The 25,483-nt window shown below is 64.9% G+C and carries 23 protein-coding genes; 14 read left to right on the top strand and 9 right to left on the bottom strand.

Annotation, left to right across the window (positions count from 1 at the left end; all coding sequences use genetic code 11):
• The 3 genes from OXR00_RS03925 to OXR00_RS03915 are packed head-to-tail and all read right to left on the bottom strand — an operon-like array spanning window position 1 to window position 4,332.
• Window positions 1-531 carry a hypothetical protein gene (locus OXR00_RS03925; RefSeq protein ID WP_267386732.1) on the bottom strand — a complete coding sequence of 177 codons (531 nt, stop codon included), beginning with the start codon at window positions 529-531 and terminating at the stop codon, window positions 1-3.
• A 38-nt stretch (window positions 532-569) separates the two neighbouring features.
• On the bottom strand, window positions 570-4,022 hold the full coding sequence (gene mfd / locus OXR00_RS03920; protein ID WP_267386731.1) for a transcription-repair coupling factor: 3,453 nt from the start codon (window positions 4,020-4,022) through the stop codon (window positions 570-572).
• 43 nt (window positions 4,023-4,065) lie between these two features.
• Window positions 4,066-4,332 carry a succinate dehydrogenase assembly factor 2 gene (locus tag OXR00_RS03915; RefSeq protein WP_267386730.1) on the bottom strand — a complete coding sequence of 89 codons (267 nt, stop codon included), beginning with the start codon at window positions 4,330-4,332 and terminating at the stop codon, window positions 4,066-4,068.
• 75 nt (window positions 4,333-4,407) lie between these two features.
• Between OXR00_RS03915 and recG the strand changes: the two genes are divergently transcribed.
• The 3 genes from recG (at window position 4,408) to dapA (ending at window position 7,801) form a co-directional block, all read left to right on the top strand.
• A complete protein-coding gene (recG, locus tag OXR00_RS03910) occupies window positions 4,408-6,465 on the top strand; it encodes an ATP-dependent DNA helicase RecG (RefSeq protein ID WP_267386729.1) in 2,058 nt (685 codons plus the stop codon).
• A 129-nt stretch (window positions 6,466-6,594) separates the two neighbouring features.
• Window positions 6,595-6,873 carry an acylphosphatase gene (locus OXR00_RS03905; protein WP_242146535.1) on the top strand — a complete coding sequence of 93 codons (279 nt, stop codon included), beginning with the start codon at window positions 6,595-6,597 and terminating at the stop codon, window positions 6,871-6,873.
• Between the two features lie 43 nt (window positions 6,874-6,916).
• Complete coding sequence (gene dapA, locus OXR00_RS03900) at window positions 6,917-7,801, top strand: 4-hydroxy-tetrahydrodipicolinate synthase (protein WP_267386728.1); 885 nt, start codon at window positions 6,917-6,919, stop codon at window positions 7,799-7,801.
• Between the two features lie 3 nt (window positions 7,802-7,804).
• Here dapA and OXR00_RS03895 read toward each other — a convergent pair whose 3' ends face one another.
• Entirely contained in the window at window positions 7,805-7,963 is a 159-nt protein-coding gene (locus OXR00_RS03895; RefSeq protein ID WP_267386727.1) for a hypothetical protein, read from the bottom strand.
• A 358-nt stretch (window positions 7,964-8,321) separates the two neighbouring features.
• Between OXR00_RS03895 and smpB the strand changes: the two genes are divergently transcribed.
• The 7 genes from smpB (at window position 8,322) to OXR00_RS03860 (ending at window position 16,462) form a co-directional block, all read left to right on the top strand.
• Complete coding sequence (smpB, locus tag OXR00_RS03890; RefSeq protein WP_242146532.1) at window positions 8,322-8,804, top strand: SsrA-binding protein SmpB; 483 nt, start codon at window positions 8,322-8,324, stop codon at window positions 8,802-8,804.
• On the top strand, window positions 8,804-9,334 hold the full coding sequence (locus tag OXR00_RS03885) for a DUF2062 domain-containing protein (protein ID WP_267386726.1): 531 nt from the start codon (window positions 8,804-8,806) through the stop codon (window positions 9,332-9,334). Before smpB ends, OXR00_RS03885 begins: the two co-directional genes overlap by 1 nt.
• 76 nt (window positions 9,335-9,410) lie before the next feature.
• Window positions 9,411-11,465: a M13 family metallopeptidase gene (locus tag OXR00_RS03880; RefSeq protein WP_267386725.1), complete on the top strand. Its 2,055-nt coding sequence runs from the start codon at window positions 9,411-9,413 to the stop codon at window positions 11,463-11,465.
• 38 nt (window positions 11,466-11,503) lie between these two features.
• Entirely contained in the window at window positions 11,504-13,918 is a 2,415-nt protein-coding gene (locus OXR00_RS03875) for a response regulator (RefSeq protein WP_267386724.1), read from the top strand.
• Between the two features lie 16 nt (window positions 13,919-13,934).
• Window positions 13,935-14,291, top strand: coding sequence for a response regulator (locus tag OXR00_RS03870; protein WP_267386723.1), 357 nt, complete (start codon window positions 13,935-13,937; stop codon window positions 14,289-14,291).
• 243 nt (window positions 14,292-14,534) lie between these two features.
• The gene (gene recA / locus OXR00_RS03865) at window positions 14,535-15,623 is read left to right on the top strand and encodes a recombinase RecA (protein ID WP_276592857.1); all 1,089 of its coding nucleotides are present in this window, start codon (window positions 14,535-14,537) and stop codon (window positions 15,621-15,623) included.
• A 212-nt stretch (window positions 15,624-15,835) separates the two neighbouring features.
• Window positions 15,836-16,462, top strand: coding sequence for a glutathione S-transferase (locus OXR00_RS03860; RefSeq protein ID WP_267386722.1), 627 nt, complete (start codon window positions 15,836-15,838; stop codon window positions 16,460-16,462).
• Window positions 16,463-16,489: 27 nt separating this feature from the next.
• Here the strand turns inward: OXR00_RS03860 and OXR00_RS03855 are convergent, their stop codons facing one another.
• Window positions 16,490-17,806, bottom strand: coding sequence for a dicarboxylate/amino acid:cation symporter (locus OXR00_RS03855; RefSeq protein ID WP_267387142.1), 1,317 nt, complete (start codon window positions 17,804-17,806; stop codon window positions 16,490-16,492).
• A gap of 95 nt (window positions 17,807-17,901) precedes the next feature.
• Between OXR00_RS03855 and OXR00_RS03850 the strand changes: the two genes are divergently transcribed.
• The 4 genes from OXR00_RS03850 (at window position 17,902) to OXR00_RS03835 (ending at window position 23,258) form a co-directional block, all read left to right on the top strand.
• On the top strand, window positions 17,902-19,170 hold the full coding sequence (locus tag OXR00_RS03850) for a Xaa-Pro peptidase family protein (protein WP_267386721.1): 1,269 nt from the start codon (window positions 17,902-17,904) through the stop codon (window positions 19,168-19,170).
• Window positions 19,171-19,267: 97 nt separating this feature from the next.
• Window positions 19,268-21,925, top strand: coding sequence for an alanine--tRNA ligase (gene alaS, locus OXR00_RS03845; protein ID WP_267386720.1), 2,658 nt, complete (start codon window positions 19,268-19,270; stop codon window positions 21,923-21,925).
• Window positions 21,926-22,117: 192 nt separating this feature from the next.
• A complete protein-coding gene (locus OXR00_RS03840) occupies window positions 22,118-22,339 on the top strand; it encodes a hypothetical protein (RefSeq protein WP_267386718.1) in 222 nt (73 codons plus the stop codon).
• A gap of 34 nt (window positions 22,340-22,373) precedes the next feature.
• Window positions 22,374-23,258, top strand: a complete 885-nt coding sequence (locus tag OXR00_RS03835) for a bestrophin family ion channel (protein WP_242146523.1) — start codon at window positions 22,374-22,376, stop codon at window positions 23,256-23,258.
• A 312-nt stretch (window positions 23,259-23,570) separates the two neighbouring features.
• On the opposite strand, the gene rplI is transcribed toward OXR00_RS03835, so the two are convergent.
• The 4 genes from rplI to OXR00_RS03815 all read right to left on the bottom strand — a co-directional run bounded on the left by rplI (window position 23,571) and on the right by OXR00_RS03815 (window position 25,396).
• Window positions 23,571-24,167, bottom strand: a complete 597-nt coding sequence (gene rplI / locus OXR00_RS03830; RefSeq protein ID WP_267386716.1) for a 50S ribosomal protein L9 — start codon at window positions 24,165-24,167, stop codon at window positions 23,571-23,573.
• 12 nt (window positions 24,168-24,179) lie between these two features.
• On the bottom strand, window positions 24,180-24,404 hold the full coding sequence (gene rpsR / locus OXR00_RS03825; protein WP_010543816.1) for a 30S ribosomal protein S18: 225 nt from the start codon (window positions 24,402-24,404) through the stop codon (window positions 24,180-24,182).
• A gap of 13 nt (window positions 24,405-24,417) precedes the next feature.
• On the bottom strand, window positions 24,418-24,861 hold the full coding sequence (gene rpsF / locus OXR00_RS03820; RefSeq protein ID WP_242147133.1) for a 30S ribosomal protein S6: 444 nt from the start codon (window positions 24,859-24,861) through the stop codon (window positions 24,418-24,420).
• 163 nt (window positions 24,862-25,024) lie between these two features.
• Window positions 25,025-25,396 carry an RcnB family protein gene (locus OXR00_RS03815; RefSeq protein WP_267386715.1) on the bottom strand — a complete coding sequence of 124 codons (372 nt, stop codon included), beginning with the start codon at window positions 25,394-25,396 and terminating at the stop codon, window positions 25,025-25,027.
• Between the last annotated feature and the right edge of the window lie 87 nt (window positions 25,397-25,483).

Below are 25,483 nucleotides of genomic sequence, written 5' to 3'. Positions count from 1 at the left end.
TCAGCCGATCTGCCGGCCGATGAACGCGCCGGCGAAATGCCAAGTCAGTTCCGTGGCGAGTTCTCGGTCCTGATCGGAAACGAGATCGTCAGGCCACGGTACCGCCACCAGCAGCGGGCGCTGGTCGAGCGTCGGGATCATCGCAAAGGGGGTGGCGGCCGGGTCGTCACCGTGGACGCTTGCGGTCGCCTCGCGGATCGAATCCGCAAACATCGTGAGGACTTGCGTTTCGGTCGCTGCCGATACGCCGCATACCACCACCGCTGATGATGCCGGCCGATCGCGACTGTAGACGAGCAGCAGGGCAGCGCCCGCGGTCGAGGTGCATTTCACCCGGATATGGCTGAGCGGGCCCTGCAGATTGACGTCGAACACGACACCGTGCCGGTCGATCAGCCCGCGCCATACGTCGAGCCATTCGCTCGAGAGATTGGCGATCGCCATCTCGCCGATACCGACCAGACTGCCATCAACCTCGAACGCCGCGACCGCGAAGCCGGGCGCCTGATCCTGTTCCGTTTCGTCTTGCATGATCGTCCCCTACGTCCCTCTGACATCCGGGGCGGGTATCACCCCGCCGCCTTCGCGAGCCCCTTCGCCAGTTGCAGTGCGCCGTTGAGCCGCGCCTTCGGGTCACCCCAGGCGCGCGTCACCACCAGCTTGCTGTCGGGACGCAGCTTTGCCACATCGCCGACGCGCTTTAGCCATGTGAGCAGCCCGTCCACGTTGGGTGGCTTGTCGTCGTGGAACGATACCAACGCGCCGCGCGGGCCGACGTCGATCTTCGCGACGCAGGCTTTCTTGGCGTGAAGCTTGATCTCGATGATGCGGATCAGGTTCTCGGTCGGGTCGGGCAGCGGCCCGAACCGGTCGATCAGTTCGGCAGCGAAGGCATCGACCTCGATCGCATCCTCGAGATCGTTGAGGCGGCGGTACAGCCCCATGCGCAGGTCGAGATCGGGCACGTAATCCTCAGGGATCAGGATCGGCGCATCGACGGTGATCTGCGGCGAGAAGTCCTTCGGGCGGATGCGCATGCCGCCGGCCTTCGCCTCCATGATCGCCTCCTCCAGCATCGACTGGTAGAGTTCGTAGCCGACCTCCTTGATATGCCCGGACTGTTCGTCGCCGAGCAGATTGCCGGCACCACGAATGTCGAGATCGTGCGCGGCAAGCTGGAACCCGGCGCCGAGGCTGTCGAGGTCGGACAACACCTTGAGCCGCTTTTCCGCCGTCTCGGTGAGTTTCCGGTCGGCGGGCGTGGTCATATACGCATAGGCGCGCGTCTTCGATCGCCCGACGCGGCCGCGCAACTGATAGAGCTGCGCAAGGCCGAAGCGATCGGCGCGATGCAGGATCATCGTGTTGGCGCTTGGGATATCGAGACCGCTCTCAACGATGGTGGTGGAGACCAGCACCTCGAACTTCTTGTCGTAGAACGCTGACATGCGCTCCTCGACCTCGGTCGGGGACATCTGGCCGTGCGCGACGACGTAGCGGATCTCCGGCACGCCTTCGGACAGAAACTTTTCGATATCGGGCAGATCGGCGATACGCGGGGTGACGACGAAGCTCTGCCCGCCACGGTAATGTTCGCGCAGCAACGCCTCGCGCAGCACCACCGGGTCCCACGGCATAACGTAGGTGCGCACCGCCAGGCGATCGACCGGCGGCGTCTGGATCACCGAGAGTTCGCGTAAGCCCGACATCGCCATCTGCAAGGTGCGCGGAATCGGCGTTGCGGTGAGGGTGAGGACGTGAACGTCGGACTTGAGCGCCTTCAGCCGCTCCTTGTGCGTAACACCGAAGCGCTGCTCCTCATCGACGATGACGAGGCCGAGCCGCTTGAAATCGATCCCCTTGGCGAGGATCGCGTGGGTGCCAACCACCACGTCGACGGTGCCGTCGGCGAGGCCAGCCTTGGTCGCCTTGGTCTCGGCGGCGGTAACGAGGCGGGAGAGCCGGCCGACCTTGATCGGGAAGCCCTCGAAGCGCTGCGCGAAGTTGTTGAAATGCTGGCGCGCGAGCAGCGTCGTCGGGCAGACGATCGCGACCTGCTTGCCCGCCATCGCCGCCGCAAACGCACCGCGCAGCGCGACCTCGGTCTTGCCGAAACCGACATCGCCGACGACGAGCCGGTCCATCGGTGTGCCCTTGGCGAGATCCTCCAGCACGTCGCCGATCGCGCGGTCCTGGTCGTCGGTTTCCTCATAGGGGAAGCGGTCGACGAACTCGGTGTACCCGCTGTCCGCCTCGATCACCTCGGCGGGACGGAGCGCGCGTTCCGCGGCGGTCGCGATCAGCTCGCCAGCAATCTCGCGGATCCGCTCCTTCATCTTCGACTTGCGGCGCTGCCACGCCTCGCCGCCGAGACGATCGAGGCCTGCGCCTTCGCTATCGGAGCCGTATCGTGAGAGGACGTCGATATTTTCGACGGGAACGAACAGTTTGTCGCCGCCCGCGTAGCTCAACGCGACGCAATCGTGCGGGGATTTGCCCACGGGGATCGAGGTCAGCCCCTCGTAGCGGCCGATACCGTGATCGACATGAACGACGAGATCGCCCGGCGTGAGCATCGCCAGTTCGGCAAGGAACGCGTCGGCGGATTTCTTGCGCTTGGCACGGCGCACCAGCCGGTCGCCGAGCATGTCCTGCTCGGTCAGCAGCGCGATGTCTGGCGTGGTGAAGCCGTGGTCGAGCGGCAGGATGAACAGCGCCACCCCGCTGGCAGACTGGCCGAGCGCCTCCTGCCAGGTGTCGACCTTGGTCGCCGCCTTGAGCCCGTGATCGGCCAGCAACGTCGCCAGCCGCTCGCGCGAACCGGACGAATAGCTGGCGAGGATCGGCTTCTTGCCCGCCTTGCGCAAGCTCCCGACGTGATCGACCACCGCTTCGTATACGTTCGATCCGCTCACCCGGTCCGGCGCGAAGTCGCGCGGGCCGTCGACGCCAAAGTCGAGCACGGTGGCGCTTTCCGGCTCATGGAACGGCGTGACGAGGTGCGCGCGGGCGGCGGCCAACGTCTCGCCGAACTCCTTCTGCATCAGGTACAGCGCGCTCGGCGGCAGTGGGCGGTAGCTGCCCGGGTCCGCGCTCAGCGCCTTGACGCGGTTGGCGTGGTAATCATTGATCGCCTCGAAGCGCTGCTCCGCCGCCGGCTCCACGCCGGTATCGCGCACCACCACCGCATCGCCGCCGACATGGTCGAACAGCGTGACCATCTTGTCCTCGAACAGCGGCAGCCAATGCTCCATGCCGGCGAGGCGGCGTCCGTCGCTGATCGCCTGGTACAGCGGATCGCCGGTCGCGGTCGCGCCGAAGCGCTCGCGGTAACGGCTGCGGAAGCGCTTGATGCTCTCCTCATCCAGCAGCGTCTCGGACGCTGGCAGGAGGGTGAAGCCGTCGATGCGACCGGTGGTGCGCTGGTCGGCGGGGTCAAAGGTACGGACCGATTCGATCTCGTCGCCGAAGAAGTCGAGCCGCAGCGCCGCCTCCGATCCGCTCGGGAACAGATCGACCAGCCCGCCGCGCACCGCGAACTCGCCCGCATCCGCGACCGTCTCGACCCGCACATAGCCGTTCGCCTGGAGCAGCACGGCAAGTTTGTCGCGCCCGATCCGCTCGCCGGGTGCAAGCTTTGCGACGAGTTGGCGGATGCGGAACGGCGTCAGCGTGCGCTGCGCCACCGCGTTGGCGGTGGTGACGAGCAGTTGCGGACCCTTCGGGCTCGTCTGCAGGCGGTGCAGCGTCGCCATCCGCTCCGCCATCACCCGCAGTGTCGGCGAAGCGCGGTCGTAGGGAAGGCAATCCCACGCCGGGAACATCAGCACTTCGAGATCGGGCGCAAACACCGGCGCGTTTGCCGCCACCGCGCGCATCGCAGCCTCGTCGGGCGCGACATACACCGCACGGGTAGGCGCGGCACGGGCGAGGTCGGCTAGCAGCCACGGTGCGAAACCGTTCGGCACGCCGGCGAGGGTAAGCGGCGCCTTGGCGGCGAGGATGGTCTTCAGATCGGGCATAGGGTCTTCTGGTTGCACCTTCCACGGGGAAGGGGAGGCGAGGTCAGCGTGCCACCGGCACGTAGTTGAGCAAATGCATCGCCTGCATGATCGATCCGGCATAGCGGTCCGGCACCGGCTCCATGCCGATCGCCCAAGCCATGATGTCGACGTCCTGTTCCTCGATCAGTTCCTCGAACAGCGTGATTTCGGCATCGTCCCAGTCATGGGCGCGCGCATCGAAGAAGCCGCCGATCAGCAGGTCGGCTTCCTTAGTGCCACGGTGGTGCGCGCGGAAATGCAGGCGCTTGAGGCGGATTTCGCGGTCCATGAGACTCCAACGGCGATTGGCCGACGGGCGCTGGCGGTGCGCGTCGGCTGGGGGTAAGGCACGCCACAGATAGTCATGCGCCCCGATATCCTCAATCCATTGTTCGCCGAAGTGACGGCGCTGAAGGGCATCGGCCCCGCACTTGCCAAGCCGCTCGAGCGACTCGGCCTCGCTCGGATCGCCGATGTCGCATTCCATCTGCCCACCGGCTATGTCGATCGCATCGCCCGCGACGAGCTCGACATTGCCGATGCGGGTCGCACGATCGCGATCACGCTCACCGCGCGCGAGGTGCGATCCGGCAACGGGCGCGGGCCGACGCGCGTGCTGGCGAGCGATGCGGCGGGCAACACCGTCAGCCTGCTCTATTTCGGCGGGCATCCCGGCTGGGCGAAGAAGCTGCTGCCGATCGGCGAGCCGCGCCGCGTGTCGGGCAAGCTCGAAACCTACGGGCAGGATCTCCAGATCGTCCATCCGGATTACGTCCTGCCGCTCGACGAGGCTGAGCCGGGTGGGCGCGAGGCGATCTATCCACTGTCCGAGGGGATCACCTCGCGACGGATGGGGCAGCTCACCGCGCAGGCGGTCGAGCGCGCGCCCGATCTGCCCGAGTGGATCGAACCGGGTCTGCTCGCGCAGAAAGGCTGGCCGGCATGGCGGGAGGCGCTGGCGCGTATCCATGCCGACCCATCGGACGCGGTCGCCCGCACCCGCCTCGCCTATGACGAACTGTTCGCAAATCAGCTTGCGTTGATGCTGGTGCGGCAATCGTCGCGCGCTCGAAAGGGGCGGGCGCTGGCCGGCGACGGGCGGCTGCGCGACATGCTCAAGCTGCCGTACAGCCTCACCGGCGCACAGACGCGAACGGTGGCGGAGATCGAGGGCGATCTCGCACAGGCGCAACCAATGCTCCGCCTGCTGCAAGGCGACGTCGGTGCGGGCAAGACTTTGGTCGCGGCGATGGCGATGCTGGTCGCGGTCGAGGCGGGCGCCCAGGCGGCGTTGCTCGCACCCACCGAAATCCTCGCGCGGCAACATTTCGAATCGCTGCGTCGACTGTTTGCCGGGCTGCCGGTCGAGATCGCGGTGCTGACCGGGCGCGACAAGGGCCGCGCGCGCGAGGCCACACTGATGGGCTTGGCCGACGGCACCATCAACATCCTGATCGGCACGCACGCAATCTTTCAGCAGGGCGTCACGTACCGCGATCTCGGGCTGGTGGTGGTGGACGAGCAGCACCGCTTCGGCGTGGCGCAGCGCATGATGTTGCAGGCCAAGGCGCAGACCGCGCCGCACCTGCTGGCGATGACCGCGACGCCGATCCCGCGCACACTGACGCTCGCGAATTACGGCGAGATGGACGTCAGCCGGCTCGACGAGATGCCGCCCGGCCGCCAGCCGATCCAGACCACGGTGATCTCGCAGGATCGTCTGGCAGATGTGGTCGAGGCGCTCGGTCGCCACCTCGCCAGCGGCGGGCAGGCGTACTGGGTCTGCCCGCTGGTCGAGGAAAGCGAGAAGAGCGACCTCGCTGCCGCAGAGGATCGCGCTGAGATGTTGCGCGCGCGCTTCGGCGACAGGGTGGGATTGGTCCATGGTCGCATGAAGGGGCCGGACAAGGATGCGGTGATGGCACGCTTCTCCGCCGCCGATCTTGGCGTGCTGGTGGCGACGACGGTGATCGAGGTCGGGGTCGACGTACCCAACGCCACGCTGATCGTGATCGAACACGCCGATCGCTTCGGCCTCGCCCAGTTGCACCAGTTGCGCGGGCGGGTCGGGCGCGGCACCGGCAAGTCTAACTGCCTGCTGGTGCGCAGCGGTGCGCTCGGCGAGACGGCGCGTGCGCGGCTGGCGCTGATGCGCGAGACCAACGACGGCTTCCGTATCGCCGAGGAAGACTTGCGGCTGCGCGGCGCCGGCGAACTGCTCGGCACGCGGCAATCGGGCGAGGAGGGGTTCCGGCTTGCCACGCCGGAGCTGCTCACCGAGCTGCTGCCGGTCGCCGCCGATGACGCGCGCCTGCTGATCGACCGCGACGGCGGTCTGAGCGGTGCACGCGGAACGGCGGCGCGGCTGGCGCTATATCTGTTCGAACGCGACGCCGGCGTCGCCTTGTTGCGTTCCGGCTGAGTCGCCCAAGCGACCAAGGCGGCGCGCTTTGCGACAAGCCGCACGCGTGGCTATGGCCTTGACGGCCGTGCGTGCTAGGCGTCGCCGCTCACCCGCGTCGGGCGCGGACCCAAGGGAAGCAAAGTCGCAATGCAAGTCGTTCAGCGTGTTTACGTCAGTGGCAAGGTTCAGAACATCGGGTTCCGTGATTGGGCGGTACGCCGCGCACGCGATTTCGGCGTGGCGGGCTGGGTCCGCAACCTGCGGGACGGGCGGGTCGAACTGCTGATCGCCGGCGAGGAAGAGGCGGTGGAAGGCATGGTCGAGGCGGTGCGCGAGGGGCCGGAGAAGGCGCGGATCGACAATGTCGAGGCACGCGCGGATCAGGAGCGTGCCCCCAAAGGCTTCACCAAGCGTTTCACCGCCTGATCGGGCTTTCGTTTCATCGGTGGCGCGGGTAGGGGCTGGAGCCATGTTCACAGGCTCGATCCCCGCTCTCGTTACTCCGTTTGCCGAAGACGGCAGCTTCGTCGAAACAGCGTTTCGTGATTTTGTCGAATGGCAGATCACCGAAGGCTCGACCGGTCTGGTGCCGTGCGGCACCACCGGCGAATCTGCGACGATGGATTTCGAAGAGCATTTCCATGTCGTGAAGGTCTGCGTCGATCAGGCGAGGGGCCGCGTGCCGGTGATCGCCGGCGCCGGCAGCAACGACACGCGCGTCGCGATCCGCAATATCAGGGCCGCGAAGGATGCCGGTGCCGACTGCGCGCTGATGGTGCCGCCTTATTACAATCGCCCGAGCCAGGAGGGGATCTTCCGCCATTTTGCGGCGGTGGTCGAGGCGTGCGATTTGCCCGTGATGCTCTATAATGTGCCCGGTCGCACCGTGACAGACATCCTGCCTGAGACAATGGGTCGGCTCGTCCAGGCGTTTCCCGACAACGTCGTAGCGGTGAAGGACGCGACCGGCACGCTCACCCGTGTGTCGCAGCAGCGCGCGACGTGTGGGGTCGCGTTTGCGCAGCTTTCCGGCAACGACGAGACCGCGCTCGCCTTCAACGCGATGGGCGGGGTGGGTTGCATCTCGGTTACCGCCAACGTTGCGCCGCGGCTATGCGCGCAGTTCCAGGCAGCGATCGACGATGAGGATTACACGGGTGCGCTGGCATTGCAGGATCGCATGTTCGCGCTGCATCTGGCGATGTTCACCGATGCTTCGCCGGGACCGGTGAAATATGCGGTCGGCAAGGTCATCCCCGGTTTTCCGACCGGCCTGCGCCTGCCGATGACTTGGCCGGGCGACACGGCGCGCGCGGCCGTCGACGTGGCGCTGGCGGCGGCTGGCATTGCCTAGGCGTTAGTTCGCGTCCGGGTCGACGACCTTCTTGGCGATACGCGTTATCACGGTCAACGGATCCCGACCGTTTCCATAGCCATATTCCGCAGCCTCCTTCTTGTTGCATTGCCGCTCACCAACGAACACCCCGCATGGGCCGGCGGGCGTCAGTGCGGCCATGCCTGTCTGCGCACGGCTGTGCCAAATCGAGCGATTCGTTCTCACGCGGCAAGGGTAACCGGAATTGATTATGAGGGTTTCCACATACGACGATCACGTCCTCCCCGTCGCGCTGCTTTCCACAACGATCCATGGCGCTGAGGTCGGCTGATTTTGAGCTGGTCGCGAGATCGAAGTCGCCGGTGACCATATCAGAATGTGCCATTTGCAGCGTAGCGGCAAGCCATATAGACATTTCAGCATCCCACCATGTCCCGATCATTGTCGCACGAATTGCCGATCACACCAGTGGTATCGCGACCTTCCGGAAATCTCCGCCTTCCCATAGCGGGCACTGCCGCTTACATGCCGTTCGCTTATGGCCCGTCCCAAACCCCCCGCATTCGAGAAAACCAAGATCGTCGCTGAGAACCGGCGCGCGCGGTACGATTACCTAATCGAAACCGTGTACGAAGCCGGCATCGCGCTGACCGGAACCGAGGTGAAGTCGTTGCGCTCCGGCACCGGCTCGATCGCGGAGAGCTATGCCGAGGTGAAGGACAATCAGGTTTGGCTGATCAACTCCAACGTGCCCGAGTTCAGCCACGGCAATCGCTTCAATCACGAGCCGAAGCGGCCACGTAAATTGCTTCTTCACGAGCGTGAGATCAACAAGATGCACGGTGCCGTCGCCCGCGATGGGATGACGCTGGTGCCACTGATGGTCTATTTCAACTCGAAGGGGCGTGCAAAGGTGGAACTCGCGCTCGCCAAGGGCAAGAAGGCACATGACAAGCGCGAGGCGACCAAGGAGCGCGACTGGAAGCGCGAACAGGGCCGCCTGATGCGCGATCGCGGCTGATGTTCACGCGCGCGAGCCGTTGGCTACGTGCCAACCTGCCCACGCGTGAAAGCATCGAGCGCAGTCGTGTCCTGCGCCCGGTCGCCCACCGCGTGCTGGCGCCGGAACTGTGGCGCTTCACCCGCCGATCCGTGCCGCGTGGCGTGGCGCTTGGGATGGTGACGGGTATCCTGTTCCCGGTCGCGCAGGTGCCGTTGTCGGCGCTGCTCGCGCTGCCGGTGCGGGCGAACATCCCGGTTGCGGCGCTGACCACGCTTATCACCAATCCACTTACGACGCCGCCCTTGTGGGTTGCCGCGTATTGGATCGGTAGCCGGCTGTTGCACTACAGGCATGCGGCCGGGACGATGGTACGTGCGAGCGAAAGCTGGCTGCACTGGATCTTGTCGGAAGCGGGGCCGGCATTGGTGCTCGGACTGGTGACGATTACGATCGTGTTCGCGGTCACGGGCTTTGCCGCGAGTGCGCTAGGCTGGCGCTGGTGGGTCGTTCGTAAGTGGCGGGCGAGGGCGCTTGCTCGCGCACGGTGACCCGCGCGTCGCGCACTGGACCGGGCGTGTCACTTACGCTTACAACGATGTATCCAAGCGCTTTTAGAGGTTTTTGATGATCCGCTCCTCGCTTTTCGCGGCCTTGCTGTCCGCCACGGTTCTGGCTGGCGTTACGTCCGCGCCTGCCGCCGACGCGCCGCCCGCACCCGCCGGAGCGCCTGCACCGGCCGGCAAGCCGGAGTTCGGCACGTTCGGCTTCGACGAGGCGGGCATGGATCGTTCGGTCGCGCCGGGCGACGACTTCTACCGTTATGGCAACGGCACATGGGCGAAGACGACGCCCATCCCTGCCGACAAGTCGAACTATGGTGCTTTCAACCTTTTGTCGGATCTCTCCGAAAAGCGCACCCGCGGCATCCTCGAGGCCGCCGCCAAGGACCCGACGTCCAAGATCGGCATCGCCTACGCGACGTTCCTAGACCGTCCGGCGATTGACGCCAAAGGCCTCGCGCCGATCCAGCCCTGGCTCGACAAAGTGAAGGGGCTGAAGGCGAAAGGGGCCTATGCCGCGCTGGTCGCCGAGGCGGCCAAGGCCGGTATCGACGGTCCGTTCGGCTCCGGCGTCGGGCAAGATGACAAGAACCCCGAAATGTATGCGCTGAGCCTGTCACAAGCCGGGCTCGGCATGCCCGATCGCGATTATTATCTCAGCACCGATCCCAAACTCGCCGAGGCCAAGGCGGCTTACGAGGCGCATATCGCGAAGGTGCTGACGCTGGCAGGCGAGCCGAACGCTGCGGTACGCGCGAAAGCATTGGTCGACTATGAGACAAAGATTGCGGCGATCAGCTGGACGCGCACCGAGAGCCGCGACGCGGACAAGACCTACAACAAGATGACCGTGGCGGCGCTTGCCAAAGCCGCACCCGGCTTCAACTTCGCCACATACTTCGCCGGCATCGGCACGCCGGTCGACAGCGTGATCGTCGCGCAGCCGACGGCCGTCGCCGGTATCGCGCGCGCGATCGCGGCCGCGTCGTTGACGGTGCTGCGCGATCAGTTGTTGGTGCGCTCGCTCGATACCTATGCTGACGTGCTGCCAAAGCCGTTCGATGACGAGCATTTCGCCTTTTACGGTCACGTGCTGTCCGGCACGCCCGAGCAGGAAGCACGGTGGAAGCGCGCCGTGCAGTTCACCACCGGCGCAATCGACGACGAGGTAAGCAAGCTTTACGTGGCGAAGTATTTTCCGCCTGAAACCAAGGCGGCGGCCGACAAACTCGTCCACAACATCATCGCGGCGATGGACGCGCGCATCGACAAGCTTGACTGGATGACGCCCGCCACCAAGACGCGCGCGCATGCCAAGCTGGCCGCGTTCACCCCCAAGATCGGCTATCCTACCCAGTGGAAGGATTATAGCTCGCTGACGATCACGTCAGGGGACGCGTTCGGCAACGCATGGCGCGCCAACCAGTGGAGCCATGCTTACAACGTCAGCCACCTCGGCAAGCCGCTCCAGCGTTGGGAATGGGGCATGACGCCGATGGAGGTCAACGCCTACGCCAACCCCCCGATGGTGGAGATCGTCTTCCCCGCTGCGATCCTCCAGCCGCCGTTCTTCGATCCCGCCGCGGACCCGGCAGTCAACTATGGTGGCATCGGTGCGGTGATCGGCCACGAGCTGACTCATCATTTCGACGATCAGGGCGCGAAATACAACGAGCATGGCCAGCTCGCCAGCTGGTGGTCGCCAGCCGACGTGAAGGCGTTCAACGCGCGCACCGAGGCGCTCGCCAAGGAATATGATGCGTACGAGCCGCTGCCGGGCGTGCACCTGAACGGCCACCTCACACTGGGGGAGAATACGGCTGATCTGGGCGGGCTGACGATCGCCTATGACGCTTACCACACCTCGCTTGGCGGCAAGCAGCCGCCGGTGATCGACGGCTTCACCGCGGATCAGCGCTTCTATCTCGGTTGGGCACAGGTGTGGCGGCGCAACTACCGGGAGGCGAACCTCCGCCAGCGGCTGCTGACCGATCCGCACAGCCCCTCCGAACAACGCGCCAACATCGTCCGCAACCTCGATCCGTGGTATGCCGCGTTCAAGCCGAAGCCGGGCGAGAAGCTGTATCTCACGCCCGAGCAGCGCGTCCGCATCTGGTAGCTTGACGCTGGCCCGGATCGAGCCACTAAGGGGTGAGAATGGCCAGCCTTCCTGCCCTGACCGGTAACCCTGCCAGCGCGGCCCGCAGTGCCGCGCTGATCGCCCTTGCGAGCGGAGTTGCCGCCGCGTTGGTGATCCTGCTGCTGCTCGGCAACATCGTGATCGCGGCGGCGTTCCTCGCCACTGCTATCCTGATCGGCGGCGGCGCGCTTGCCTACCGACGCATCTTCCCCGCCAGCGGTGGTGAGGGCGCCGAGCCCGACTGGGCGCTCGCCCGCGTGCTCGCCGGTGCCAGCCCGGATGCGGTGGCGGTGACCGACCGTGCCGGTCGGCTGGTCTGTGCGAACGATCGCTACGAAGTGCTGTTCGGCGGTTTTCCGACGCCACCTGATCTGCCGCTCGACAGCAACGGTGCGGAGCGGCTCGGCGTGGCCGGACGCAAGGCATGGCGCGATGGGACCGCGACGATCGACCGGCTGTTCGCGCGCGGCACCGCCATCACCGGCGAAGTCGCCTGCGCGGGCACGGACGGCGACCTGCTGGTCTGGCGCTTCCGCGAGCCGACCGGCCTCAATCTAGCTGCGACGGTGGAGGATCTCGTCGCGGGCCGTACTGGCGATCAGTTCGGCCGTTCCGGCATCATGGTTGCGCTGATCGGGCATGACGGCCGCGTCATTGCGGCGAACAACGTGTTGCGCGCTCGCGCCATGGGGCATGAGGACGCGGCGATCGTCGGCCGCGACTTCGCTCGCTTCCTGATGACGGACGAGCGCGGCATGGTCCGCTTCGAGCGGGAAGGGATGCTCAAGAACCCATTGCGCGTCCTCCAGATCCCATTTCTCGACGGCGATGCCGCGCCGATGCTGATCGCGCTGATCGACGAGGAACAGAGCGCCGCTCCCGCGATCGGCGCGAGCGCGTCGGCGCATGTCCAGACGCTGGTGGCGCTGATGCCCTTCGGCGTTGCGCTGGTGGGGGCCGATGGGCGCTTCCTGCAGATGAACGATTCGTTCGCGCGTGCGGCCGCAGTCGATCCGGCCGCACCGCCGGTCTATCCGGGCGATCTCGTCGTGCGCGAGGACAAGGGCGTAGTGTCCGACGCGGTGCGGCGTTTCGCCAGCGGTGCGACGCACTCGACCGATCTAGCCATCCGCCTGAAGGATCATCCCGACGAGCCAGTCGCGCTGTCGATCGCCGGCGCGCGCGGGCTTGGTGATGCGGCGGTGCTGCTCAGCCTCAAGGACAATGGCGAGGAAACCCGGCTCAAGCGCGAGGTCGCGCAGGCGACCAAGATGCAGGCGGTGGGCCAGCTCGCCGGCGGTGTCGCGCACGATTTCAACAACATCCTCACCGCGATCATCGGGCATTGCGACCTGATGCTGATGCGCCATTCGCCGGGTGACAGCGATTACGACGACATCCAGCAAATCCGTGCGAATTCCAATCGCGCCGCATCGTTGACGCGGCAGTTGCTTGCCTTTTCGCGCCAGCAGACGCTGCGTCCGCAGGTGCTGCAACTCCCCGATATCGTCTCGGAGGTGTCGCAATTGCTCAAGCGGCTGCTTGGCGAGACGATCACCCTGCACGTCAAACATGGCCGCAGTCTGGCACCGGTGCGCGCCGATCCGGGTCAACTCGAACAGGTGGTCGTCAACCTCGCGGTCAATGCGCGTGATGCAATGCTGGCCAAGCTTCCTCAGGGTGGAGCGGTGCTGTCGATCCGCACCTTCGCCGTTACGACGGCCGATGTCAGACGCATGGGGTCGGACATCCTGCCGATCGCGGATTACGTGGCGCTGGAGGTTGTCGACAACGGCGCCGGTATCCCGCCCGAGATACTACCGAAGATTTTCGAGCCGTTCTTCACCACGAAGGAGGTCGGCAAGGGAACCGGACTGGGACTCTCGACCGTGTATGGCATCGTCAAGCAGTCGGGCGGCTATATCTTCGCGGAATCCAAGGCGGGGCAGGGTGCGGTGTTCACCATCTACCTGCCGGTCCACACCGCGTCCGCGCCGGTCGCCGATACGGTGATCGTTCCGCCCAAGAAACCGATCGACCTGTGGGGCAGCGGCACCATCCTGCTGGTCGAGGATGAGGACATGGTGCGCGCCGTCGCCGAACGGGCGCTCACGCGACAGGGTTATACCGTGCTGACCGCCGAACATGGCGAGGCGGCACTGGAACTGCTCGCCAGCCATCCGCGCCCCGATCTGCTCGTCTCCGACGTGATGATGCCGTTGATGGATGGGCCAACGATGGTACGGCACGCCCGCAAACGCTATCCCGATCTGCCGATCCTGTTCATGTCGGGCTACGCCGAGGAGACGCTGCGCAAGTCGATCGACCTAGACAATGTCGCGTTCCTCGCCAAACCCTTCTCCGTCCAGCAACTCGCTGAAGGGGTCCGTTCGGTGATGGCCGCGAAAGAGCTTGGCGCGGGGCCGCGTTGATGGTTATGGACCCGATATGACCGCGCCCACCAACATCCTGATCGTCGAGGACGAACCCCTCATTGCGATGATGCTCGAGGATTTCCTCGAGATCCTAGACAAGGTTCCGGTAGGCACAGCCGATTGCGTGTCGGCTGCGCTCGATCTGGTACAGGCCGGCGGCATCGATGCGGCGATCCTCGATCTCAATTTGCGTGGCGGAGAAACAAGCCTGCCGGTGGCGGATGCCTTGGCGGCTGCGAACATCCCGTTCGTGTTCGCGACCGGTGGCTCGCATGACAGCGTCACGGAACGCTTCCGCGATCGCCCGTCTCTCGCCAAGCCTTTCACGATGGACAGCGTCGCGAAAGCTTTGGAAAATCTAGGCGACTGAATTCGCGTGGGAAGTTGCCGCATGAACCGTGCGCTTGGTTCTCCGCCATGGGTGCCGAGCGCGTCGCGGTTTCGCGAGAAACATCGGTCATCCCGTGCAAAGTCGATTTGCGCCGTGATGCGAAAGCCTGCTGTCTTTACGATAAAAGATACGTTCCGCTCTTGTTCTCGTAGAACAAACAGAATACATGGTGTCCAACACGATTGAACGTGCGATCACATCAGTCTAGCGGTGGAGGCTCCAATGGCGGCATCTTTGAAGGTCATCGACAGCAAAATGGCAGCTTCCAATACCAAGGCCGCCGACGAGCGGCAAAAGGCTCTTGAAGCAGCGCTCGCGCAGATCGATCGCGCGTTCGGCAAGGGTTCGGCGATGAAGCTCGGCTCGAAGGAGGCGATGCAGGTCGAGGTGATCTCCACCGGTTCGCTCGGGCTTGATATCGCGCTCGGCGTCGGCGGGCTACCGCGTGGTCGCGTGATCGAAATCTACGGGCCGGAAAGCTCGGGTAAGACCACGCTCGCGCTGCATGTCATCGCCGAGGCGCAGAAGACCGGCGGCACCGCCGCGTTCGTCGATGCCGAACATGCGCTCGATCCGGTCTATGCCAAAAAGCTCGGCGTCAACATCGACGAACTGATCGTGTCGCAGCCCGATACGGGCGAGCAGGCGCTCGAAATCGTCGATACGCTCGTGCGTTCAAACGCGATTGACGTGCTGGTGGTCGATTCAGTTGCCGCACTCGTGCCGCGTGCGGAAATCGAAGGCGAGATGGGCGATAGCCACGTCGGCCTTCAGGCGCGCCTGATGTCGCAATCTTTGCGCAAGCTGACCGGATCTATCAGCCGGTCGCGCTGCATGGTGATCTTCATCAACCAGCTGCGCATGAAAATCGGCGTGATGTACGGCAACCCGGAGACAACGACGGGCGGCAACGCGCTGAAGTTCTACGCCTCGGTTCGTCTCGACATCCGCCGCACCGGCCAGATCAAGGACCGTGAGGAGATTGTTGGCAACGCCACGCGCGTCAAAGTCGTGAAGAACAAGGTCGCGCCACCATTCAAGCAGGTCGAGTTCGACATCATGTACGGTCAGGGCGTCTCCAAGATCGGCGAGATCCTCGATCTTGGCGTTAAGGCCGGGCTGGTCGAAAAATCGGGAGCGTGGTTCAGCTACGACAGCGTCCGCATCGGCCAGGGGCGTGAGAATGCCAAGACCTTCCTCAAGGAAAACAGCGAGATGTGCGATCGTCTCGAAAAGGCGATCCGCTCGCGTACCGACAAGGTGGCCGAAGAGATGATGGCCGGCCCCGAGGATGATGACGCCGAAATGTAAGCGGGTGGCGCGTCGTTGCGCCGCCACCATGCGAACGACACGGCTGGCGCTGTGTCGCAAAACCGGAAAGGCCCGCGCATGTTGCGGGCCTTTCAGTATGTGACACCGAAGTTTCCATGTGGCCCGCCTGTGCATGGGCCGGTCGCAGCATTGGCGCCACGCCGGAACCACGGCCGGCGGCATGCGCTAAGCGCTCCGCATAAGGAGCCGGCATGACGATCACACTCCATCATCTCGAAAACTCTCGGTCGCAACGCGTGCTGTGGCTGCTCGAGGAACTCGGCCTGCCCTATAACGTGCGGCGCTATGCGCGCGACGCGAAGACGATGCTCGCGCCGGAGGCGCTCAAGCGCATCCACCCGCTCGGCAAATCGCCGATCATCGAGGATGACGGGCGCATCCTCGTCGAAACCGGCGCGATCATCGAATATCTGGTCGAGAAGGGCGACGGCCGCTTCGCGGCACCCGCGCACCGTGACGACGCGCTACGCTACCGGCAGTTCATGCATTATGCCGAAGGATCGCTGATGCCGCCGTTGTTCGTGCTGCTCGTGCTGAGCCGTGTGCCCGTGTTCGGCAAGACGGCGATCAGACGCTTCCGCCCGATGGTCGACGTGCATCTCGACTACGTGGAGACGGTGCTTTCGGAGCGGCCGTGGTTCGCAGGCGACACGATCACCGCCGCCGACGTGATGATGAGCTTCCCGCTTGAAGCCGCCCGCAGCCGCGCCGGCCTCGACGGCTCGCGTCCCGCCACAATCGCCTGGCTGGACACGATCCATGCGCGCCCCGCCTATCAGGCCGCGCTCACGCAGGGCGGGCCGTACGCCTATGCCTGAAGGTGCTCGCAGACCCGCCCCGACCCGCTAGACGTGCCGGGCCAGACCGTGGCTTGGCGCGTGCGGCGGTTCGATCTCGGGGGCAAGCGGTTCCTCGAAACCACCCTCCCACTTCGCCACCACGCTGGCGGCGATCGCGTTGCCGACCACGTTGGTGGCGGATCGCCCCATGTCGAGGAACTGATCGACGCCGATGATAAGCAGCAAGCCAGCCTCCGGGATGCCAAACTGCGACAGCGTGGCGGCGATCACCACCAGGCTGGCACGTGGTACGCCGGCGATGCCTTTGGATGTCACCATGAGCGTCAGCAGCATGACGATTTGCGTGCCGAGCGCGAGGTGGATGCCGTACGCCTTGGCGATGAACAGCGCCGCGAACGTCATGTACATCATCGACCCGTCAAGGTTGAACGAATAGCCGAGCGGCAGCACGAAGCTGGCGATCTTGGCGGGTACGCCGAACCGGTCGAGCGCCTCCAGCGTGCGCGGGAAGGCTGCTTCCGACGAGGCGGTGGAGAAGGCGAGCAGCGCCGGCTCGCGAATATAGCGGAACAGGGTGCTCACGCGCCGTCCGATCACCACGAACGCTGCGAGCCCGAGTGCCACCCACAAAGTCGCAAGGCCGAAATAAACGCTACCCATGAAGTAGGCGAGCTTGAAGATCAGCGCCGGACCGTGTTCCGTCAGGGCCGCCGTAATCGCCGAAAACACCGCAATCGGCGCAAGTCGCATCACATAATCGGTGATCTGAAGCATCACCGCCGCCAACCCCTCCGCCGCCGTCACCAGCGGCGCGGCGCGTGGCCCGACCGCCGTAATGGCGACGCCGAAGAATACGGAGAAGATCACGATCTGGAGGATTTCGTTGGTCGCCATCGCGTCTACGATGGAACTAGGCACGATGTGGGTGATGATCTTGGCGACGTCGAAGCCGCTCGCATCCAGCCCGACAGCAGCATCGACTGGAGGCGGGGTGAGATGCGGGCTCAGCCCCAACGCGTCGCCGATGTCGGAGGTGACGTGGAACAGCAGCAGTCCGAGTGTCAGCGAAACGAGACTGGCGCCGACGAACCAACCCAAGGATTTCAGACCCACACGCCCGAGCGCGCCGGTGTCGCCCATGTGCGCGATGCCGACGACGAGGGTCGAGAACACCAGCGGCGCGATGATCATCTTGATGAGGCGCAGGAATACCGTGGTCAGGATCGAGAACCAGCCTGCGATCGCCTTCAGCCTTGCGGCTGCTGCGGGCGTCCCGTCGTCCACTCCCGCGTGGATCGCCCAGCCCAGGACGATGCCGAGCACCAGACCGCCCAGGATGTACCACGTCAACCGTTTCGCCAAAGTCATTCTCCCGTCCGCCGTTGCGTCGCAGCAAAGGCCCCCGCGAGCAGCGAAGGGCATTGCCCCCGCGCCGTCAAGCGCCGTAACGTCATCTCATGGACGAACCCATCCTTTCTGTCGGCAGGCGTGCGGTGTTGCGCACCGCCGCGACGCTGCCGCTCCTTGCCACGTCAGCCATGCTGCGCGCTGCCGAACCCGACCTTGCCGCGCTTACCGATATAACCACCGGCGCGAGCCCGATATCGCCTGCCGAGCGCGAGGCGCGAATCGCGCGTGCGCAGGGGTTGATGAAGGCCAACGGCATCGGCGCGGTGCTGATAGAATCGGGTTCTTCGCTGGTTTATTTCACGGGCGTCGAGTGGCATCGCAGCGAACGCCTGACCGCAGCGGTGCTGCCGGCGGAGGGAAAACCCTGCATCGTCACGCCGTTCTTCGAGGAGCCGTCGGTTCGCGAGACGCTTGCGATCCCGTGCGACGTGCGGGTGTGGCAGGAGGATGAGGACCCGCTCAAGCTCGTCGCCGCGTTCCTGCGGGAGCGCGGCGTCGCGGCGCAGCCGGTCGGCATTGAGGAAACGGTGCGGTACTTCGCGGTGGACGGGCTGCAACATGCCTTGCCGGGCGCGCGGATCGTATCGGCAAACCCGATCGTACGGGGATGCCGCATGATCAAGACCGCGCCCGAGATCGCGCTGATGCAACTGGCGACCGACGTGACGATCGCCGCGTATCGGTGGGTCTACCCGCGCGTCGAGAAGGGCATGACGCGGGATCAGATCGCGGGGTTGATGAACGCGGCCACGCGAAAGCTCGGCGGTATGCCTGAATTCTCGCTGGTGTTGATCGGTGAGGCTGCCGCCTACCCGCATGGCAGTCGCGCACCCCAGATAGTGGCAGAGGGGCAGGTGGTGCTGATGGACTGCGGCTGCACGGTGCAGGGCTACCAATCCGATGTGTCGCGCACCTTCGTGCACGGCACCGCTAGCAAGGAGCAGCGCACGGTTTGGGAGCAGGTCCGCACCGGCCAGGCAAAGGCGTTCGCCGCAGCGCGCATCGGCACGCCGGCCGGCGCGGTGGACGATGCGGTGCGCGGATATTACGCGAGCCTCGGCTACGGTCCCCGCTACCGCCTGCCCGGCCTATCGCACCGCACCGGCCATGGCATCGGGCTGGACGGGCACGAACCCGTCAACCTCGTCCACGGCGAGGCAACGCGGCTGGCGGTGGGGATGTGTTTCTCGGACGAACCGGGCCTGTACCTGCCCGGCAAGTTCGGTGTTCGGCTGGAGGACTGCTTCCATATGACACCGAGCGGCCCGAAATGGTTCTCGGTTCCGCCGCTGTCGATCGACGCGCCGCTCGGCTGATACAGCGGAGGTGGTGCGTGGCAGGCGGCATCGACCCGCCACCCGTCGCATATCTGCCACGCTTGAGAAGATCTGCGCGCTCGCCTAAGTCGTGGCGATGATCTCGACCAACGACATTCGCCGCAGCTTCCTCGACTATTTCGCTGCCGAGGGGCATGCCCGCATTCAGTCCGCGCCGCTGGTGCCGCAGAACGACCCGACGCTGATGTTCGTGAACGCCGGGATGGTGCCGTTCAAGAACGTCTTCACCGGTCTTGAATCGCGAGCCTATTCGACCGCCACGTCCTCGCAGAAGTGCGTTCGCGCCGGCGGCAAGCACAACGATCTCGACAATGTCGGTTATACCGCACGTCATCATACGTTCTTTGAAATGCTCGGCAATTTCTCGTTCGGCGACTATTTCAAGGAACGCGCGATCAAGCTCGCGTGGAACCTGCTGACGAAGGAATGGGGGATCCCGGCGGAGAAGCTCACTGTCACCGTGTACCACACGGATGACGAGGCTTTCGACCTGTGGCGCGAGATCGCCGGGCTGCCGGAAGAGCGGATCATCCGCATCGGCACGAACGACAATTTCTGGTCGATGGGCGACACCGGGCCGTGCGGGCCGTGCAGCGAAATCTTCTACGATCATGGCGACCATATCTACGGCGGCCCTCCCGGAAGCCCGGAGGAGGACGGCGACCGGTTCGTTGAGATCTGGAATCTCGTGTTCATGCAATATGAGCAGGTCGACAAGGAAACGCGCAACCCGCTGCCGCGCCCGTCGATCGATACCGGCATGGGGCTGGAGCGGGTCGCCGCGGTGTTGCAGGGCGTCACCGACAATTACGACACCGATACGTTCAAGGCGCTGATCGCCGCCTCGACCGCGCTCACTGGCACGCAGGCCGAGGGCGACGCCAAGGCAAGCCACCGCGTCATCGCCGATCACTTGCGCTCGTCCGGCTTTCTGGTGGCGGACGGCGTGCTTCCCGCCAACGAAGGGCGCGGCTACGTGCTGCGCCGGATCATGCGACGGGCGATGCGGCATGCGCATCTGCTCGGCGCGAAAGATCCGCTGATGCACCGGCTGGTGCCGTCACTCGTGGCTGAGATGGGCGCTGCCTTCCCCGAACTCGTCCGCGCGCAACCGCTGATCGAGGCGACGCTGCTTCAGGAGGAAACCCAGTTCCGCCGCACGCTGACCAACGGCCTGCGCCTACTCGACGAGGCGACCGCGGATTTCACCGAAGGCGCGGTCCTGCCCGGTGCGACCGCGTTCAAGCTCTACGACACGTTCGGCTTTCCCTATGATCTTACCGAGGATGCGTTGCGCACCAAGGGGTTCACGGTCGACCGCACCGGCTTTGATGCGGCGATGGCCGAACAGAAGCGTCAGGCACGTGCGGCTTGGAAAGGGTCGGGCCAGCGCGCGTCGGACGATCTGTGGTTCGATATCGCCGAGGAGCATGGCAGCACCGAGTTCATCGGCTACGCGACCGATGCGGGCGAGGCGCAGGTGATCGCCATCGTCAACGACGGTGTTCGTGTCGAGCGCGCCGAGGCGGGCGACACCGTCGACATCCTCGTCAACCAGACCCCGTTCTACGGCGAGAGCGGCGGCCAGATGGGCGATGCCGGTACCATCATTGGTGACGCGGTCGCCATCACCGTAGAGGACACTGCCAAGCCGCTCGGTCGCCTGTTCGCACACCGAGCACGGATCGACAGCGGTGCGGTCGCGGTCGGGGATACCGTGCGGCTGGCGATCGACGTGGATCGCCGCGCGCGCATCCGCGCCAACCACAGCGCCACGCACCTGTTGCACGCGGCGCTGCGCCGGCGGCTCGGCGGGCATGTGACGCAGAAGGGCAGCCTCGTCGCCGAGGACCGGCTGCGGTTCGACTTCTCGCACAACAGCGCGATGAGCGCGGCCGAGATCGCTGATGTCGAAGCCGATGTGAACCGTCACATTCGTGGCAACGATGCAGTTACGACCCGACTGATGACCCCCGACGATGCGATCGCCGCTGGCGCAATGGCGCTGTTCGGCGAAAAGTACGGTGACGAGGTCCGGGTGTTGTCGATGGGCCGTCACGAAGATGCGAGCTATTCGGTCGAGCTGTGCGGCGGAACCCACGTAAACGCGCTCGGGGATATCGCCTTGTTCGAGATCGTTTCGGAGAGCGCGGTTTCCAGTGGCGTGCGACGGATCGAGGCGCTGACGGGAGAGGCGGCGCGGGCGTATCTCAGCGCGCGTGACGAAAAGCTGCGTGAGGCCGCAGCGGCGTTGAAGGCGACGCCTGACGATGTGCCGGCGCGTGTGGCGGCGCTGGTCGAGGAGCGGCGCAAGCTGGAGCGTGAGCTGGCGGAGGCCAGGAAGGCACTGGCGCTGGGCGGCGGCGCGGGTGCTGCGCCGGCCGGGCCGGAACAGATCGGCGGCGTCAACTTCGTCGGGCAGGTGATCGACGGGCTCGACGCGAAAAGCCTGCGCGGCGCGGTTGACGACGTGAAGGGGCGGATCGGATCGGGTGTAGCGATGATCGTCGCGGTGAACGAGGGTCGCGCCTCGGTGGCGGTCGGGTTGACCGCAGACGTCGCAACGACGCGGAGCGCGGTCGAGTTGTTGCGTGTCGCCGTCAATGTGTTGGGCGGGCAGGGCGGCGGCGGCCGCCCGGACATGGCACAGGGTGGCGGTCCCGACGGTAGCAAGGCGGCGGACGCGGTTGCGGCGGTGCGTGCGGCACTGGCGACGGAACACGCGCCAGCCTGATCCTGCAGGCCCGGGCGACGTGACCGCAGAAGTTTGATAAGGCGCGCAGACTCCGTACTCGCGCGCCTTATCTGTGTATTGTCTCGGTTCAGCGCTGTGCTGCGACGCAGCAATATTTCGTCACTGGCGGTTTACGCGCGCCGGTTTGCAGATGTCTATTTTGCTTTCTCCACCTCGTGCCGGAGACGCAACATGCCCCCATCCGATCAACGTGACCGCCATGCCGTTCTCGAAACCTGGCGCGGATCCTGGATGTTCCTCGCTTTCGGTTTGACGATCCTCGCGTATCTCGTCGCGATCGAACATCCGCACTGGTTCGTGCTGCGACCTGCTTCCGGTACCGCGGTCGCGATGGCGAGTGCTGCGCAAGACACATCGGCGAAGAACGTCGGGGCCGTTTCCGCCAAGCCATGATAAGGCCGCTCGCCTGCACCATATCTGAGGTTCTATGATCGTCACTGCCGTTCCGGGTGCCAAGCAGGTGATCCGCGAAATCTGGAAGCCGCTCGCGGTGCTGTTCGTGTGGGATGTGACTGTTACGGTTACCTACTACTGGCTGCCCTTCACTGCGCCGTCGCTGCCGTTGACTTTGTTTGGTTCGGCGCTGGCGCTCGTGCTGGGGTTTCGCAGCAATTCGGCCTATCAGCGCTGGTGGGAAGGGCGTGGCCTTTGGGGTGCGATGATCAATGCCAGTCGCAGTCTGGCACGGCAGGCGCGTAACTTCCTGCCGGATGAAGCCACCGATCTCAAACGGACGATTGTGCTTCGGCAAATCGCCTATGTGAATGCGCTACGGTGCCAATTGCGCAGGCAAACTCCTGACGGCGACGTGCTGCGCTTCCTTTCGGAAGGCGAAGCGACGCCGGCACTTCACCGTACCAACGTCGCCAATGGGATCGTCGACGGCACCGGGCGTCGGATCGACCAGGCGCGTCGTGACGGGCTGCTCGACACGATCCAGCAGACCGCGATGGAGCAGATTCTCGTCGACATTGCCAACGCGCAGGGTGGTATGGAGCGGCTGAAGAACACACCGTTGCCGAACCAGTATCGCTTCTTCCCGATGGTTTTCACGCACATGCTGTGCATCCTCTTACCGATCGGGTTGGTTGACACGCTAGGCTTCGCAACGCCGCTTGGATCTACGATTGCGGGGCTGATGTTCCTCGCCATTCTCGCGATCGGTGACGATCTGGTCGATCCTTTCGCCAACACGCTGCACGATGTGCCGCTTTCAGCGATGTGCCGCACGATCGAAATCGATCTTCTGCAGGCAATCGGGGATGACGCGCCCAAGCCGCTCACGCCCGACAAGGACGGTGTGTTGTGGTAAGCCGCTAAGCAACGCAACGTTTCAACTTGGGAGCGGTGTCGCGTTCATCTAGGCGCAACCTTTCCGGTAGCGTGGGCATTGTGACGTCAACACGTTCATCGTTTTGAAAGTTGTCGTCATGAACAAGATCGGCCCCGTTCTCCTCGCGCTCATCCCGCTCGCGTTCACCGTAAGCGCTTGTGTGGTGACACACTGAGCCAAGCCTGACCTGCGCACGGCTCAACCCGGCGCATAATCGGATCCGAAAAGAAAAGGGCCGCCCGGATCACTCCGGACGGCCCTTTTTCCTGGAACCCAGCAGGGCGAAGGCGATCAGCCCTCGGCCTGCTCCGGCTCGTCCGACGAGACCTCAGCGGTTGCGCCTGGCTCGGCGTTGGGGTCGTATGCCTCGACGAAGCCGGCTTCGTCCTTCTCGAACATCGCCGCCATGACGTCGACGCCCTGCGCCTGCATCTCGGCCTCTTCGGGCGAGCGTGCGACGTTGACCTTGATCGTCACCGAGACTTCCGGGTGCAGCGAGACCTTGACCTCGTACAGGCCGATCGCCTTGATCGGCTTGTTCAGCACTATCGCCGACTTCGAGACCTTGTGGCCCTCGGCCTCCAGCGCGTCGATCAGATCGCGAACCGCAACCGAACCGTAGAGCTGGCCGGTGTTCGACGCCTGACGGATCAGCGTGACGGTGATGCCGTCGATCGTCTTCGCCTCGGTCTCCGCCTCGCCGCGACGTGCGGCGTTGTCGGCGACGATGCGCTCACGGTTCTTCTCGAACACCTTGCGGTTGGCTTCGTTCGAACGAAGCGCCTTCTTGTTCGGCAGCAGGAAGTTACGGGCGAAACCGTCCTTCACCTTCACCACGTCGCCGATGTTGCCGAGCTTCTCGACTCGTTCCAGCAGGATCACATCCATGTCGGTCGCTCCTTACTTAACGATGTAGGGCAGCAGGCCCAGATGACGGGCGCGCTTGATCGCCTGGGCGAGTTCGCGCTGCTTCTTCGCGCTCACCGAAGTAATGCGCGAGGGGACGATCTTGCCACGCTCGGACACGAAGCCCTGGAGCAGCCGGACGTCTTTGTAATCAATCCGGGGAGCGTCTTTTGCGGAGAACGGGCAGCTCTTGCGGCGGCGGAAAAATGGGCGTGCCATTGTCTATAACTCCTTATTCGCCGTCGAAATCGCGACGCGGGCGCTCTGCGCGCTCGGGACGATCACCGCGGTCACCACGATCGGGACGGTCGCCACGGCCACCCTCACGATCGCCACGACGCTCACGGTCGCGCTCGCTCTTGCGCATCATCACGGTCGGGCCCTGCTCGAGCTCGTCGACCTTGACGGTCATGTAGCGGATGACGTCTTCGTTGATCTGGGTCTGGCGCTCCAGCTCGACCACGACCGAGCCCGGGGCGTCGATCTCGAGCATCACGTAATGCGCCTTGCGGTTCTTCGCGATCTTGTACGCGAGGCTGCGCAGGCCCCAGCTCTCGGTCTTCACGACCCGGCCGTTGTTGTCTTCGATGATCTTGGTGGCGGTTTCCGCCAGTGCATCCACCTGCGCCTGTGCCAGATCCTGGCGCGCAAGGAACACGTGCTCGTAAAGAGCCATGTCTCGTCCTTCGTCTTGGCCGATCGCTGACGCCCGCACCATGCGAACGCCCCTCCGGCTGTCGTCTTCAAAAGCTACCGCTTGAATAGCAGCCGGGGCGGAAAGCGTGCGCTTACCACCCCGGTGGTTCGTCCCTTAGCGAATTGCATCGCAAAGGCAATGTTTAGTTGAACGCGCCTGACAGCACCGAGGCGATCAGCCCGCCCGACAGCGCGACCAGCACCGCGTCGTTGCCCGAGCGGACCCAGTGATAGCCGCGCGGCGGCGCATAGAGGCGGCGGCCGCGATAGGCGCGCCAGTCGCCAATCTCGCGGTAGTTCTGCGCGTAGCGACGGTCGAACCGCTGGCCCTTGTTCCAGCGGCGATACTGGTTGCGGTTGTTGACCACGGTGCGGTTGGTCACGACCGTGTGGCCATGCGGCCCTTCGCGGACGGTGGTGGTCCGCCGCTCATGCATCTGCGCCTCGGCGGGCGCGATCGCAAGCGAGCTGGCGAGGATTGAGGTTGCCAGTGCGGCGAGAATGAACTTTTTCATGTGTCAGCTCCTGTTTTTCAACGGCGCCTTGTCTCCCGGCGTCCAGAACAATCTAGGGTGCGTTTGTCGCAGACCCGTCCCAGCAAT

The sequence above is a fragment of the Sphingomonas sp. GC_Shp_3 genome, assembly GCF_026540945.1.
Lineage (GTDB): Bacteria > Pseudomonadota > Alphaproteobacteria > Sphingomonadales > Sphingomonadaceae > Sphingomonas.
Note: the sequence above shows the minus strand (reverse complement) of the source record. Positions and strands in the feature narration are given on the sequence as shown.